The organism is Micromonospora sp. WMMD975, from assembly GCF_029581215.1.
Taxonomy (GTDB): domain Bacteria; phylum Actinomycetota; class Actinomycetes; order Mycobacteriales; family Micromonosporaceae; genus Micromonospora.
The window spans coordinates 3,931,915-3,945,570 of record NZ_CP120739.1 but is presented as its reverse complement, the minus strand read 5'-3'; the positions used below and the strand labels follow the sequence as shown (position 1 = coordinate 3,945,570).

The following is a 13,656-nucleotide window of genomic DNA, read 5'->3' as shown; positions in this document are numbered from 1 at the left end:
GTGCCCGGACGATCGCCGTACGCTCTCGGGTATGCGCCAAGAGTGGCATCAGCTGAGTCACCCCGCCGTGGGCAGCCCCGGTCTGCAGACCAGCCGCCCGACCGCCGACTCCGCCGAGGACGTGGCCCTCGGCCTCGACCGCTGGCGGGAGCTGCCACGTGCGCAGACCCCGCCCTGGACCGATCCGGCGCAGGTCACCGAGGTGTGCACGGTGCTGGACACGGTGCCGTCGGTGGTCGCGCCCTACGAGGTCGACCAGTTGCGGCAGCGGCTGGCCATGGTCTGCGAGGGCAAGGCGTTCCTGCTCCAGGGCGGTGACTGCGCGGAGACCTTCGTCGACAACACCGAGAGCCACCTGCTGGCGAACGCCCGCACCCTGCTCCAGATGGCGATCGTGCTCACCTACGGCGCGTCGCTGCCGGTGGTCAAGGTGGCCCGGGTCGCCGGCCAGTACACCAAACCCCGGTCCCTGCCCACCGACGCGCGCGGCCTGCCCGCCTACCGCGGCGACATGATCAACTCGCTGGAGACCACGCCGGAGGCGCGGGTCGCCGACCCGCAACGCATGATCCGGGCGTACGCCAACTCGGCCGCCGCGATGAACATGCTCCGGGCGTACCTGGCCGGTGGGCTGGCCGACCTGCACGCGGTGCACGACTGGAACAAGGACTTCGTCCGGCGGTCCCCGGCCGGCGAGCGCTACGAGGCGATCGCCCGGGAGATCGACCGGGCGCTGGCGCTCATCCGCGCCTGCGGGATGACTGACGACGAGGCGCTGCGCACGGTCACGCTCTACTGCTCCCACGAGGCCCTGGCCCTGGAGTACGACCGGGCGCTGACCCGGATCTCCGACCGCAAGGCGTACGGCCTGTCCGGGCACTTCCTCTGGATCGGCGAGCGGACCCGGCAGATCGACGGCGCGCACATCGACTTCATCTCCCGGATCGCCAACCCGATCGGCGTCAAGCTCGGCCCCACCACCTCCCCGGACGAGGCGATCGAGCTCTGCGAGAAGCTCAACCCGGACAATGTGCCCGGCCGGCTCACCCTGATCAGCCGGATGGGCAACCACCGGGTCCGGGACGCGCTGCCGCCCATCGTCGCCAAGGTCACCGCCGCCGGCGCCAAGGTCGTCTGGCAGTGCGACCCGATGCACGGCAACACCCACGAGTCCTCCAACGGCTACAAGACCCGACACTTCGACCGGATCGTCGACGAGGTGCTCGGCTACTTCGAGGTGCACCGCGGCCTGGAGACCCACCCGGGCGGCCTGCACGTCGAGCTGACCGGTGAGGACGTCACCGAGTGTCTCGGCGGCGCCCAGGGCATCGAGGACCTCGACCTGCCCGGCCGGTACGAGACCGCCTGCGACCCGCGACTGAACACCCAGCAGTCGCTGGAGCTGGCCTTCCTGGTCGCGGAGATGCTCCGTGGCTGACGCGTTGATCGACCTTCGGACGGACACCGTGACCCGGCCGACCCCGGGGATGCGCGAGGCCATGGCCACCGCCGAGGTGGGCGACGACGTCTACGGTGAGGACCCGACCGTCGTCGCGCTCGAAGCCGAGGTGGCCGCCCGGTTCGGGCACGAGGCGGCGCTGTTCGCCCCGAGCGGCTCGATGGCCAACCAGCTCGCCCTGCAACTGCTCGTCCCACCCGGCGACGAGCTGCTCTGCGACGCCGACGCGCACGTGGTCACGTACGAGGTCGGCGCCGCGGCGGCGTACGGCGGAATCTCGTCGCGGACCTGGCCGGCGGTGGGCGCGGAGATCGACCCCGACGTGGTCGTGGGGATGATCCGGCCGGACGGCTACTTCGCGGTGCCCACCCGGGCGATCGCGGTGGAGCAGACCCACAACCGGGGTGGCGGCGGGGTGATCCCGCTGTCCACGCTGCGCCGGCTGCGCGCGGTCGCCGACGAACACGGGCTCGCCCTGCACTGCGACGGCGCCCGGATCTGGCACGCGCACGTGGCCGACGGGGTGCCGCTGGCCGAGTACGGCGCGCTCTTCGACACGCTGTCGGTCTGCCTCTCCAAGGGCCTCGGCGCGCCGGTCGGATCGCTGGTGCTGGGCAGCGCCGAGAAGATCGCCCGGGCCCGGTTCCTGCGCAAGCGGATGGGCGGCGGCATGCGGCAGGTCGGCATCCTCGCCGCAGCCGGCCGGTACGCGCTGGCGCACCACGTCGATCGGCTCGCCGACGACCACGCCAAGGCCGCCCGGCTGGCCGAAGCGGTCGCACCGCACGGGGTGCTCGCGACCGGCGTGCGGACCAACATCGTGCCGCTGGACCTGACCAAGCACCCGCTCGACGCGCACGCCCTCGCGGCTGCCGCCCGGGCGGAGGGCCTGCTGATCTCGGTGCTCGCCCCGCGTACCGCCCGGCTGGTCACCCATCTGGACGTCACCGACGCCCAGACCGACCGCGCCGCCGAGATCCTCACCACCATCCTGCGCGCCGCCTGACCCCCACCCCTCCCACCCCTCCCACCCCTCCCACCCCTCCCACCCCTCCCACCCCTCCCACTACCCGGCCGGGCCAGGCCGGGGCCGAGCCTGGGCCGGGCCGGGGCCGGGCCGGGGCCGAGCCTGGGCCGAGCCGGGGCCGGGTTGATCATGAAGTTGACGGCGCGAATTGTCCGATTCGATGCCGTCAACTTCATGATCAACCCGGAGTGGCCGGAGTGGCCGGAGTGGCCGGAGTGGCCGGAGTGGCCGGAGTGGCCGGAGTGGCCGGAGTGGCCGGAGTGGCCGGAGTGGCCGGAGTGGCCGGGGCGGGGCCGACGGGGAGTGGTGTCAGGGGTGAAGACGTCTGAGGGTGGCGATGTCGGCGGCGTGGCCGACGTGCTTCTCGGTCGGGGTCTCCACCAGCACCGGGACACCGGCGGTCGCGGGGTGACGCATCAGTTCGGCGAACGCCGGCTCGCCGATGCTGCCCTTGCCGATGTTCTCGTGCCGGTCCCGGGTGGAGCCGCACAGGTCCTTCGAGTCGTTGGCGTGCACCAGTCGTAGCCGGTCGGCGCCGACGGTGGCGACGAGCGTGTCCAGCGCGGCGGTCATGCCGCCCTCGGCGGCCAGGTCGTGCCCGGCTGCCCAGGCGTGACAGGTGTCGAAGCAGACGCCGAGCATGGGGTGCCGGTCGACCGCGTCCAGGTAGGGGCCGAGGTGCTCGACCCGGGAGGCCAGCGACCGGCCGCCCCCGGCGCTCGGCTCGACAAGCAGCATCGGCCCGCCGACGGCCGCCGACTCGTCCAGCAGCGGCAGCAGCGAGGCCCGGACCTGCCGGAAGGCCGCCTCCGCGTGCCCCTCGTCGACCGAGCTGCCGGCGTGGAACACCACGCCCTCGGCGCCGATGGCCCGGCCCCGGCGCAGCGCGTGGGCAAGCGTCTCCGCCGAGCGGGCGACCGTGGCCGGGGTGGGGGAGCCGAGGTTGACCAGTAGCGAGGCGTGGATGAAGACGGGCAGGCCACGTTCGCCGCAGCCGTCGCGGAACAGGCTGTCCTGGGTCGGGTCACCCGCCGGCAGCGCCCAGCCGCGTGAATTGGAGACGTAGACCTGCACCACCTCCGAGCCGGCTGCCTCCGCGTACGGCAGCGCGGCGCGGGCCAGTCCGCCGGAGGTGGGCGTGTGCGAGCCCACCCGGCGGCGGTCGCCGACCCCGTGCGCCGGGCTCACGGGTCCATCTTCGTTCGCGACTGCGGGGCTCGCAAGACCGGCTCACTCCTCGCGCTCACGGGTCCGTCTTCGTTCGCGACTGCGGGGCTCGCAAGACCGGCTCACTCCTCGCGCTCACAGGCAGGTCACCGTGACCGTGGTGCCCGGCGGCACCGGAGTGTTCTCGGGCGGGTTCTGGAGCTTGACGGTGCCGTTCGGGTTGAGCTGGACGTTGACCGGGAACCCCTGGCTCTCCAGCGTCTGCTTGGCCTGCTGGCACGGCATGTCGATCACCCGGGGGACGGTCACCTGGGGCGGGCCCTTGCTGATCTCCAGCTTGACCTTGGCGCCCTTCTCCACGCCGGTGCCGTCGGCCGGGCTCTGGCCGAGGATCTCGTCCTTCGGCTTGTCGGATTCCTTGAAGTTCTCCTCCGCCTTCAGCCCGAGCTGCCCGAGGATGCCCCGCGCCTCGTTGAGGCTCTTGCCGACCAGGTTGGGCACGGTCACCGGGGCACGACCCTTGCTGAGGATCAGCGTCACCTTCGACCCGGGCTTGACCACCGTGCCCACCTTCGGGTCGGTGGCCAGCACCACGCCCGCGGGCAGCGCGTCGTCGTACCGGGAGGAGCCCTTGGCCGGCGCCAGCTTGGCATCGGTCAGCTCGGCCTGGGCCAGCTCGTAGTCCTTGCCCACCACGTCCGGCACCGGCAGCCGCTCCGGGCCGAGCGACAGCGTCAGGGTGATGGTGCCGCCCTTGACGATCCGGGCGGCCGACCCCGGCGTCTGCCCGAGCACGGTGTCCTTGGGCACCTTCTCGTCGTAGCGGGGATCGGCGTAGCGCAGCGTGAACCCGCCGCGCTGGGCCTGCGCCTCCGCGTCGGCCTTGGTCAGGCTCACCAGTTGCGGCGCGACCGTGTATCGGCCCACCCCGAACCACCAGCCACCGCCGGCGGCCACCAGGCCGAGCACCACGACCACCGCGGCGACCGCCAGCCGGCCGCGCGGTGAGCCCATGACCCGGGTACGCAGGGCGGCCAGCCGGGCGCCCGGCCCCTCCGGCTCTTCGGCGCGGCGTCGGTGCGGGCGCTGCCCACCACCGCCCTCGGGCAGCCGGGCCCAGGCCGGCCGCTCGGCCGGGCGGAGCGCGGCCACCACCTGCGTCGGCTGGCTCAGCACCGACGTGTCGTCGCCGATCTGGCGCAGTACGGCGGTGTGCGCGTGCGGATTGCCCAGCTGTTCGTGGGCCGTCTGAACCTCGGTCAGCAGCGCTCCGGCGTCGGCCGGACGGGCCGCCGGATCACGCCGGGTGGCGTGGGCGACGAGCGCGTCGAGGGCCGGCGGCAACGCCGGGACCAGGGTGGACGGCGCCGGCACGTCGCGGTCGACGTGCTGCCAGGCGACCTCCACCGGACGGTCACCGTCGTAGGGCACCCGGCCGGTGAGCATCTCGAACAGCACGATGCCGGCGGAGTAGACGTCGGTGCGCGGATCCGCGTGGCCCTGGGTGACCAGCTCCGGCGCCACGTACGCCACGGTCGCCATGAGCTGGTTGCCGTTCTCCTCCTCGGCGCTGGCCTCGACGGCGCGGGCCAGCCCGAAGTCGGCCACCTTGACCACGCTGTCGACCAGGTCGCCTCGGCCGCCGGCGGGCGCCTCGGCGACCAGCACGTTCTCCGGCTTGACGTCGCGGTGCACGAGGCCGGCCCGGTGCGCGGCGGCGATCGCGGCGAGCATCTGCTCGGCGATCGCGAGCGCCTCCTCCGGGTCGAGCCGGCGCCGCTCGGCGAGCACGTCGCGCAGCGTGCGGCCGCGGACGTACTCCATCACCAGATAGGGAAGGCCGGCGTGGATGCCCTGGTCGTAGACCGCGACCACGTTCGGGTGGGTGAGCCGGGCGATGGTCTTGGCCTCGTCGGTGAAACGCTCGACGAAGCCGGCCGTCCGGGCCCGCGCCTGGGGCGCCTGGGTCGGATGAATGATCTTGACCGCCACCGTGCGTTCCAGGCGCTCGTCGGTGGCGGTGTAGACGGTCGCCATGCCGCCACGGGCCACGCGACCGCGGATGCGGTAGCGCCCGTCGATAAGCGAGCCAAGCAACGTGTCGGCGACCTGTGTGTCCATCGGCAGGCAGTCTATGTGTCGGAGCGGCAAAGGATGAACAGGATGCTACCGCCGGGTTCCGACACCGGTGGGCCACCACGCTCCACCGGCGGGTCCGGGGGTGCCGTGCACCCGGCGCGGCGGGCACGTGGCAGGGTGGTCGGGTGACCGATTCCGTACCCGCCGAGGCCGGCGCCGACCTGCCCGGACCGGCCGACCCGGCCGGCTGGCTGACCCTGCCGGACGTGGCCGAGCGCCTCGACCTGTCGATCAGCAAGGTGCACCAGATGATCCGGGACCGCGAGCTGCTCGCGGTGCGCCGCGACGGCGTCCGCCGGATCCCGGCCGACCTGGTGGCCAACCACAACGTGCTCAAGCACCTACCCGGCGTGCTCAACCTGCTCGCCGACGCCGGTTACGACGACGACGAGGCGCTGCGCTGGCTGTACCGGGAGGACCCGAGCCTGCCCGGCACCCCAGCCGCCGCGCTCGCCGGTGACCTGGCCCGCGAGGTCAAGCGCCGAGCACAGGCCACCGCCTTCTGACCCACCCCCACCCCCGCCCCGCTCTCCCCGCCCGCTGATCATGAAGTTGACGGCACGATTGGAGATCAACTCAGCCGCCAACTTCATGATCGACCGGTCGCGGGAGAGCGGGGCGGGGGGCGTGCGTGGGCGGGGTGGGGGTCAGTCGGTGCGGCGGGTGGCGGCGATGGCCAGGTCGACCAGGGCCTGGCGGGCCTCGGTGTCCAGGTCGACGGCGGTCAACGCGGCCAGCGCGCCCTCGGTGAGCGTGGCGATCCGGCGCTCGGTGCGCTCCAACGCGCCGCTCGCGGTGATCAGCTCGCGCAGCCGGGTCACCCCGGCGGCGTCCAGATCCGACGTGCCGAGGCCGCCCAGCAGCAGCTCCCGGCCGGCCGGGTCGAGCGTCTCCAGGGCCGCCGCCACCAGGTACGTCCGCTTGCCCTCGCGCAGGTCGTCGCCGGCCGGCTTGCCGGTGCGCGCCGGGTCGCCGAACACGCCCAGCACGTCGTCGCGGAGCTGGAACGCCTCACCCAGCGGCAGCCCGTACGCCGAGTAGGCCGCGTGCACCTCGGCCGGCGCGCCGGCCAGCGCGGCGCCCAGCAGCAGCGGACGCTCGACGGTGTACTTCGCCGACTTGTACCGGGCCACCTTCCCGGCCCGGTCGAGCGAGGTGTCGCCGGTGGCCTGGGTCAGCACGTCCAGGTACTGCCCGACGGTCACCTCGGTGCGCATCTCGTCGAAGACCGGTCGGGCCCGCGCCACCGTCGCCGGGGCCAGGCCGGCGGAGTGCAGCAACTCGTCGGACCACACCAGGCAGAGATCGCCCAGCAGGATCGCGGCGGCGTCGCCGAAGGAGCCGGCGTCGCCGCCCCACCCGGCGTCACGGTGCCGGGCGGCGAACCGCCGGTGCACCGCAGGCTCGCCCCGTCGGGTGTCCGACCGGTCCATCAGATCATCGTGAATCAGCGCGCTGGCCTGCACGAACTCCAACGCGGCCAGGGTGGCGACGACCTGGTCGGAATCGATCCCGCCGGCACCCCGGTAACCCCAGTAGCCGAAGGCCGGCCGCAGCCGCTTGCCGCCACCGAGCACGAACGCCTCGATCGCCTCGGCGACCGGCAGCAGGCCGTCGTCGACGGCGGTCAGCCGGGCGCGCTGGCCGGCGAGGAACTCGGTGAGCGCCTTGTCGATCCGCTGGCGCAGGCCGGCGCGGTCGACCGGGGAGACGGGAGCAGCGTGGGTCACGCCACGACGCTAGTCGGTCCCGGCCGGACACGCCCCGTCGCCGCCCCCGGCGCGCCGTCCGCCCCGGAACGGCCCGCGTCGGCCTCGCCTCGGGACCACACCGGCGCGGGGAGCGGCCGGCGCGGGTGGGTGGCCGCGGGTGACCCGGATCGGCGTCGGTCGGCCGGCCTGGACGCCCCGCGGCCCTCGTGACGGCGACGGCGGCCGGGACGGGCGTCCTCGCGGCCCGGGTGAGGGCGTGGGCGGACCCGGTGGCCGGGACGGGCGTCCTCGGGGCCCGGGTGAGGGCGTGGACGGGCCCGGTGGCCGGGTCGGGCAGCCCCGCGACCCGAGCGGGTCCGGCGGTCGGCCCGGTTGAGCGACCGGCCCGCCCGCGGCGCAGCCGACGACTGCGTGCGGTGGCGTTGGCGATCAGCTCGACCGGCGTCCCGAGGACCCGCGCCAACCAGGCGGACCAGAAGTCGCCGGGGAGCCGGAGCTGGCGTTCCCACCGGGATATCTCGTGTCGGGTGAGGGTGGGCACGCCGGAGGCGGCGCACAGCTCGGCGGCGACCCGCCGCTGGCTCCAGCCACGGGCAGCGCGCAGCTCGGCCAGGAGCGGCCCGAGCGGGCGGGCGACGGACGGCGCGGGCGACATCATCGGGACCTCCGGAGCGGGGACGCGGGCGGTGACGCCCGGCCGTGCGCGCCGGCGCGTCGCTGTCGTGGCGACCCCCGCGCGGGACCCCGGGGCCGGCCGTCGGCCGCCCCACCGCGCTGGCGTCGTTTCTACCCCGGAGGTACGACGTCCCGGCCGGACCGCGTCGTCGTTTCCGATCCCGGGGTACGACGTCCCGGCCGGACCGCTCGCGGGCTGGGAACGGTCTCGGCGTGCCGCCCCGGTGCGGCTACAGTCGGTCTGTGGCGCTCGGTCTTCCCTCGGTCCTCCCCAACCCGCAACCGGCGATCGGGGAGTTGATCCGTGACGGCCGCCCGACCTTCTCGTTCGAGTTCTTCCCGCCGAAGACCGCCGCCGGGGAGAAGCTGCTCTGGCAGGCGATCCGGGAGTTGGAGTCGCTGCGTCCCTCGTTCGTCTCGATCACGTACGGCGCGGGCGGCTCGACCCGGGACACCACGGTCGCGGTGACCGAGCGGATCGCCACCGAGACCACCCTGCTGCCGATGGCGCACCTCACCGCGGTCAACCACTCGGTCGCCGAGCTGCGGCACGTGATCGGCCGGCTGGCCTCGGTCGGGGTGCGTAACGTGCTGGCCGTGCGGGGTGACCCGCCGGGTGACCCGGGCGGCGAGTGGATCACGCATCCCGAGGGCGTCCGCTACGCCGAGGATCTGGTCCGGCTGGTGCGGGACAGCGGAGACTTCAGCGTCGGGGTGGCCGCCTTCCCGTACAAGCATCCGCGCTCGCCGGACGTGGCCAGCGACACCGCGCACTTCGTCCGCAAGTGCCGGGCCGGCGCGGAGTTCGCGATCACCCAGATGTTCTTCGACGCCGACGACTACCTGCGGCTGCGGGACCGGGTCGCCGCCGCCGGCTGCGACACCCCGATCCTCGCCGGGGTGATGCCGGTGACCCAGATCGGCACCATCGCGCGCTCGGTGCAGCTCTCCGGCGCGCCGTTCCCGACCGCGCTCGCCGAGCGGTTCGAGCGGGTGGCCGACGACCCCGGGGCGGTCCACCGGCTCGGCGTCGAGCAGGCCGGCGAGATGTGCGCGAAGCTGCTGGACGAGGGCGTGCCCGGGATCCACTTCATCACGCTCAACCGGTCCACCGCGACCCGCGAGGTGTGGCAGTTCCTGCGGGCCGACGCGCGGGTGTGACCACCCGCCACACGACACCCGCGCCGCCCTTCTACGGTTGACCGGTGGTGGGCACACAGCTGAACTGGGACCAGTACGCGACCGCGTGGGCGCGGCTGCACGGTGGGTTCGATCCCCGTAGCGCCGCGCCCGTGGTGCGCGCCTGGCTGCGCTTCGCGTACCACGTGGGTTTCGTCCTGGGTCGGCTGCGGGTCGGCCCGACCGCGGTGACCGTGTTCGGGGTGCTGCTCTGCTTCTGCGTACCCCTGCTCGTGGGTCGGGCCGGCGACGGGCCGTTCCTGGGCGCGTTGTTCGTGCTGCTGGCCGCCGTGGCGGACAGCGTCGACGGCGCGGTGGCGGTGGCCACCGGACGGACCACCCGGCTGGGCTACGTCTACGACTCGGTCGCCGACCGGCTCGGCGAGGTGGCGTGGCTGATCGCGTTCTGGCTGCTCGGCGCGCCCGGCGCGTTGGTCGCCGCGGCCGGCGGCCTGTCCTGGTTGCACGAGTACGTGCGGGCCCGGTCCGTGTCGGCGGGGATGCGCGAGATCGGCGCGGTGACCGTGGGGGAGCGGCCCACCCGGGTGTGCGTGGCCCTGGTCGGGCTGCTGGTCGCCGGGCTCACCGGCCTGATCGACGTCGACCTGACCGCCGGCACCGTCACCATGGCCACCACGGTGTGGGTGCTGCTCGCCGGCTTCGGCCTCGGCCAGTTGCTCTCCGCGGTCCGCCGCGCGCTCGTCGACGCCGGCTGACCCGCCCGACGGGTGTTAAGCGGGGGCCCCGCCTCTACCGAAAACGTTAAGCGGGGGCCCCGCCTTACCACCCCGGCCCGACCGCGGCGGCGACGATCTCCGCGGAGAGGGTCACCATGGGCAGGCCGCCACCGGGGTGGGTGGACCCGCCGACCAGCCACAGCCCGGCGGCCGGGCCCCGGTTGGCCGGGCGCAGCAGCCCGCCCGCGGTGCCGTAGATCGCCCCGCCCGGCGCGCCGGTGGCCGCGTCCAGGTCGGCCGGGGTGCGGACCTCCGAGAACACCAGCCGGTCCCGCACGTCCACGCCCCGCTCGGCAAGCACGTCGAGGATCCGCCCCGCGTACGCCTCGGCCAGCCCCGGCCGCCGCCAGTCCACCGCGTCCGCGGCGGTGCCGTGCCGGGGCGCGTTGACCAGCACGAACCACGCCTCGTGGCCGTCCGGCCGGACCGCCGGGTCGTCGGCCACGGTGACGAACACGGTCGGGTCGGACGCCGGACGGGCCCGCACGCCGCGACCGGGGTCACCGAAGACGGCGTCGAACTCGGCGTCGTAGTCGCGGGGGAAGAAGACGTTGTGGTGGGCCAGCCCGGAGTCACCGCGTACGCCCAGCAGCAGCACGAAACCGGCCAGGCTGCGGTCGGTGAGCGCGGCCAGTCGGCGCGGGTTCGGCAGCAGGTCCCGGTAGACGGTGAGCGCGTCGGTGTTGGCCACCACCACGTCGGCCGGGACCGGCACGGCCGACCCGGCGACGCGTACCCCGTGCACCCGGCCGCCGGCGGCGTCGATCCGGGTGACCGCCGCGTCGGTGCGCACCACCACGCCGAGGTCGAGGCAGCGGGACAGCAGCGCGTCGGCGAGCGTGCCCAGCCCGCCGCGCAGGTACCAGCCGCCGTACGCCAGCTCGGCGTAGGGGACGGCGACGAGCGCGGCCGGGGCGCGGCGCGGGTCGGCGCCGGTGTAGGTGGCGTACCTGTCGAGCAGCATCCGCAGCCGTGGGTCGGACAGGTGCCTGCGGCCCAGCCCGCGCAGCGTGCGGCCGGGGGCGATGGCGGCGAGGTCACCCAGCCGCCAGGCCAGCGAGGCCAGGTCGCGCGGCGAGTCCACGGTGCGGCGCAGGATGTCCCGGTGCGAGGCCGTCCACACCCGCTCCGCGCGGCGCCACAGCCGTTGCCAGTCGGCGGCGGAGCGGTCGCCGAACGCGGCGCCGATCCGGGCGGCGAACTGGTCCGGGTCGGCGCAGGAGTCAAGCGCGGGGCCGCCGCCGGGGAAGACGTGCCGCACGATCGGGTCCAGCGGCACCAGGTCGAGGTATTCGTCCAGTTTCGCGCCGGTGGCCTCGAACAGGTCGTGGAAGACCTGCGGCAGGGTGAGCAGGCTCGGCCCGGTGTCGAAGCGCCACGACCCCTCCGCGGTGTGGTGCGCGTACCGGCCGAGCTTGCCGCCGACCGTGCCGGCCCGTTCCAGGACGGTGACCTCGTGCCCGGTGACCGCGAGCCGGGCGGCGACGGCGAGGCCGCCCACGCCGGCGCCGATGACCACGATGCGCGCCATGGCGTGCCCCTCCTAGATGACCGGGCGACCCCGCCAGGTGAGCCGGCGTCGCTTCCGCAGATGGTACGACCGGACGGTCAGCCAACCGAGGACCACGACCGACACGGGGTGCGCCAGCGCGTCGGGCCAGGCCCGCCCGCCGGTGGCGCGGGCGCTGACCACCCGCCCGGCCACCCCGGCCAGGTAGGCGCCGAACGCCGCGCCGGCCACCACCGGGGCGCCGGCCGCCAGCGCCCCGGCCGCCAGCAGCGGCGGCGCGGTGTAGAGCAGGAGCAGCAGCGCCAACACGACGGCCGCGGCGCTCGGGTGCCCGAACGTGGCCCACAGCGACTTGGTGTAGCCGTCGCGTAGTTGCGGCCAGTCGTCGTACATCCGGCAGGACGCCAGCCGGGAGCCGTCGGCCAGGGCGATCCGGCCGCCGGCCCGCTTCACCGCCCGGGCCAGCTCGATGTCCTCAAGCACCCGGTCGGCCACCGCCGCGTGCCCACCGGCCCGCAGGTAGCCGGCCCGGTCCACGACCAGGAACTGCCCGCCCGCCGCCGCGAGGGACGGCCGCCGCGAGCGTTCCATCGCCCGCAGCGGCAGGAACGTCAGCCACAACCACTGCAACAACGGCTGCACCAGCCGGTCCGCCGCCGTCCGCGCCACGATCCGGGGGTACGGCGACAGCAGCGTCACGTCCGCCGCGCGCAACTCGGTCACCGCCGCCGCGACCGCGTACGGGGTGAGCACAACGTCGGCGTCGACGAAGGCCAGCACGGTCGGGGCCGGGTCGACGCGGGTGGCGAGCTGCCAGCAGGCGTGCGGCTTGCCCAGCCAGCCGGGCGGCGGGGTGACGCCGGTGAGCAGGGTGACCCGCGGGTCGGCGCCGGCCACCGTGCGGACCACGTCGGCGGTGCCGTCGCCGGAGCCGTCGTCGAGCACCACGATCCGCAGCCCGGGTACGCCGCGCTGGGCGAGCAGCGCGCGCAGGCATGGGGTGACCCGGTCGGCCTCGTCGCGCAGCGGCAGCAGCACCGCCACCGCCTCGGTCACCTCGGCCGGCCCGGCGGCCGGGCGGCGCAGCCAGGCGACCGCGTTGACGAGCGTGTGCCCGGTGAGCGCGGCGACGGCCACCACGAGCGCGAGGGCGGCGGTCATGCCGGCGCGTCGACCCGGGGCGGGGGAGCGTCGGCGCCGGAGCGGTCGCGGCGACCGCGCCACAGCACCACCGCCAGCGGCACCGCCGCCACCGCCATCCCGGCCGCGCCCCACAACGCGGACGCGGGCAGCCGGAGGAAGACCGCGTGCGCCAGCACGCTTGAGGCGTACGTCCAGAGGTAGAGCGCGAACATCGGGGCGTCGCGGCGGTCGACCCGGTCGACGGACGGCCCGGCGAGCGGGCGCAGCGCGGCGGCCAGCAGCACCGCGAAGCCCAGCCAGCCGAGGTAGTTGCTGACCGGGATGCCGGGCAACCCGGGCAGCGCCGGGCCGCCGCCGAGCCAGGTCCAGTACCCCTCGGCGACCATCTGCGGATCGAGGAACAGATCCCACGCCGCCAACCCCACCGCCGCGAGCGCAAGGCGGGGGCCCCGCTTAACGTTTTTGGTAGAGGCGGGGCCCCCGCTTAACACCTGGGTGATCCGGACCGCGGTGAGCCACGCCGGCCACGCCATCCACGTCCACGCCAGCGGGATGATCAGCGGCACGCCGGCCAGCTTCGGGCCCAGCTCGCCGGAGTAGTCGTAGCTGCCGAACGGGAACCCGGTGGCCACCCCGAGCGCCTCGACCGCGAACCCGCCGCCGGTGGCGACCGCGACGAGCGCGACGGCGGCCCGGGCGCCGCGGGTGAGCAGCGCGTGGCCGACCGAGAGCAGCCAGCCGAGCAGCACGGTGGCCACGGTCAGCCCGGCCCGGGTGGCGCCGCCGGTGAGCGGGTAGCAGATCTGGGCGAGGACCAGCACGGCCAGCAGCGCCCAGGGCAGCCGGGCGCCTCTGATCGTGCCGCCTTCCGGTCGCGACCGCGGGGCCCGCAGGCCCGGTTCGCTCCT

11 protein-coding genes are annotated in these 13,656 nt (G+C 74.8%); 5 read left to right on the top strand and 6 right to left on the bottom strand.

Annotated elements, in window-relative coordinates; genetic code table 11:
• Positions 1 to 31: 31 nt before the first annotated feature.
• Both O7613_RS17030 and O7613_RS17025 read left to right on the top strand, forming a co-directional pair.
• Positions 32 to 1,438, top strand: coding sequence for a 3-deoxy-7-phosphoheptulonate synthase class II (locus O7613_RS17030; protein WP_281587419.1), 1,407 nt, complete (start codon positions 32 to 34; stop codon positions 1,436 to 1,438).
• Positions 1,431 to 2,465, top strand: a complete 1,035-nt coding sequence (locus O7613_RS17025) for a GntG family PLP-dependent aldolase (protein ID WP_281587420.1) — start codon at positions 1,431 to 1,433, stop codon at positions 2,463 to 2,465. Before O7613_RS17030 ends, O7613_RS17025 begins: the two co-directional genes overlap by 8 nt.
• A 330-nt stretch (positions 2,466 to 2,795) precedes the next feature.
• Here O7613_RS17025 and O7613_RS17020 read toward each other — a convergent pair whose 3' ends face one another.
• Together O7613_RS17020 and pknB are read right to left on the bottom strand one after the other, a co-directional pair.
• Entirely contained in the window at positions 2,796 to 3,674 is an 879-nt protein-coding gene (locus O7613_RS17020; RefSeq protein ID WP_281587421.1) for a deoxyribonuclease IV, read from the bottom strand.
• A gap of 114 nt (positions 3,675 to 3,788) precedes the next feature.
• Entirely contained in the window at positions 3,789 to 5,774 is a 1,986-nt protein-coding gene (gene pknB / locus O7613_RS17015) for a Stk1 family PASTA domain-containing Ser/Thr kinase (protein WP_281587422.1), read from the bottom strand.
• Between the two features lie 143 nt (positions 5,775 to 5,917).
• On the opposite strand from pknB, the gene O7613_RS17010 reads away from it, so the two are divergent.
• Positions 5,918 to 6,298 (top strand): Rv2175c family DNA-binding protein, encoded by a 381-nt coding sequence (locus tag O7613_RS17010; RefSeq protein ID WP_281587423.1) that lies wholly within the window; start codon positions 5,918 to 5,920, stop codon positions 6,296 to 6,298.
• A gap of 141 nt (positions 6,299 to 6,439) precedes the next feature.
• Here O7613_RS17010 and O7613_RS17005 read toward each other — a convergent pair whose 3' ends face one another.
• Positions 6,440 to 7,522 (bottom strand): polyprenyl synthetase family protein, encoded by a 1,083-nt coding sequence (locus O7613_RS17005; protein ID WP_281587424.1) that lies wholly within the window; start codon positions 7,520 to 7,522, stop codon positions 6,440 to 6,442.
• 900 nt (positions 7,523 to 8,422) lie between these two features.
• Here O7613_RS17005 and metF point away from each other — a divergent pair.
• Both metF and O7613_RS16995 read left to right on the top strand, forming a co-directional pair.
• Complete coding sequence (gene metF, locus O7613_RS17000) at positions 8,423 to 9,340, top strand: methylenetetrahydrofolate reductase [NAD(P)H] (protein WP_281587425.1); 918 nt, start codon at positions 8,423 to 8,425, stop codon at positions 9,338 to 9,340.
• A 44-nt stretch (positions 9,341 to 9,384) separates the two neighbouring features.
• The gene (locus tag O7613_RS16995; protein ID WP_281587426.1) at positions 9,385 to 10,074 is read left to right on the top strand and encodes a CDP-alcohol phosphatidyltransferase family protein; all 690 of its coding nucleotides are present in this window, start codon (positions 9,385 to 9,387) and stop codon (positions 10,072 to 10,074) included.
• A 64-nt stretch (positions 10,075 to 10,138) separates the two neighbouring features.
• Here the strand turns inward: O7613_RS16995 and crtI are convergent, their stop codons facing one another.
• From crtI to O7613_RS16980, 3 genes are read right to left on the bottom strand one after another with little or no spacing between them, the layout of a single operon-like run.
• Positions 10,139 to 11,626 (bottom strand): phytoene desaturase family protein, encoded by a 1,488-nt coding sequence (gene crtI / locus O7613_RS16990; RefSeq protein ID WP_282289274.1) that lies wholly within the window; start codon positions 11,624 to 11,626, stop codon positions 10,139 to 10,141.
• A gap of 12 nt (positions 11,627 to 11,638) precedes the next feature.
• Positions 11,639 to 12,766 carry a glycosyltransferase family A protein gene (locus O7613_RS16985; protein ID WP_282289273.1) on the bottom strand — a complete coding sequence of 376 codons (1,128 nt, stop codon included), beginning with the start codon at positions 12,764 to 12,766 and terminating at the stop codon, positions 11,639 to 11,641.
• Positions 12,763 to 13,605 carry a carotenoid biosynthesis protein gene (locus tag O7613_RS16980; protein ID WP_282294555.1) on the bottom strand — a complete coding sequence of 281 codons (843 nt, stop codon included), beginning with the start codon at positions 13,603 to 13,605 and terminating at the stop codon, positions 12,763 to 12,765. The genes O7613_RS16985 and O7613_RS16980 overlap by 4 nt, the downstream gene beginning before the upstream one ends.
• Positions 13,606 to 13,656: the final 51 nt, after the last annotated feature.

What these genes read in the sequence shown, in the direction of transcription:
- pknB (WP_281587422.1), bottom strand. Translation starts at nt 5,774, where the DNA reads ATGGACACACAGGTCGCCGACACGTTGCTTGGCTCGCTTATCGACGGG.
- O7613_RS17030 (WP_281587419.1), top strand. Translation starts at nt 32, where the DNA reads ATGCGCCAAGAGTGGCATCAGCTGAGTCACCCCGCCGTGGGCAGCCCC.
- crtI (WP_282289274.1), bottom strand. Translation starts at nt 11,626, where the DNA reads ATGGCGCGCATCGTGGTCATCGGCGCCGGCGTGGGCGGCCTCGCCGTC.
- O7613_RS16985 (WP_282289273.1), bottom strand. Translation starts at nt 12,766, where the DNA reads ATGACCGCCGCCCTCGCGCTCGTGGTGGCCGTCGCCGCGCTCACCGGG.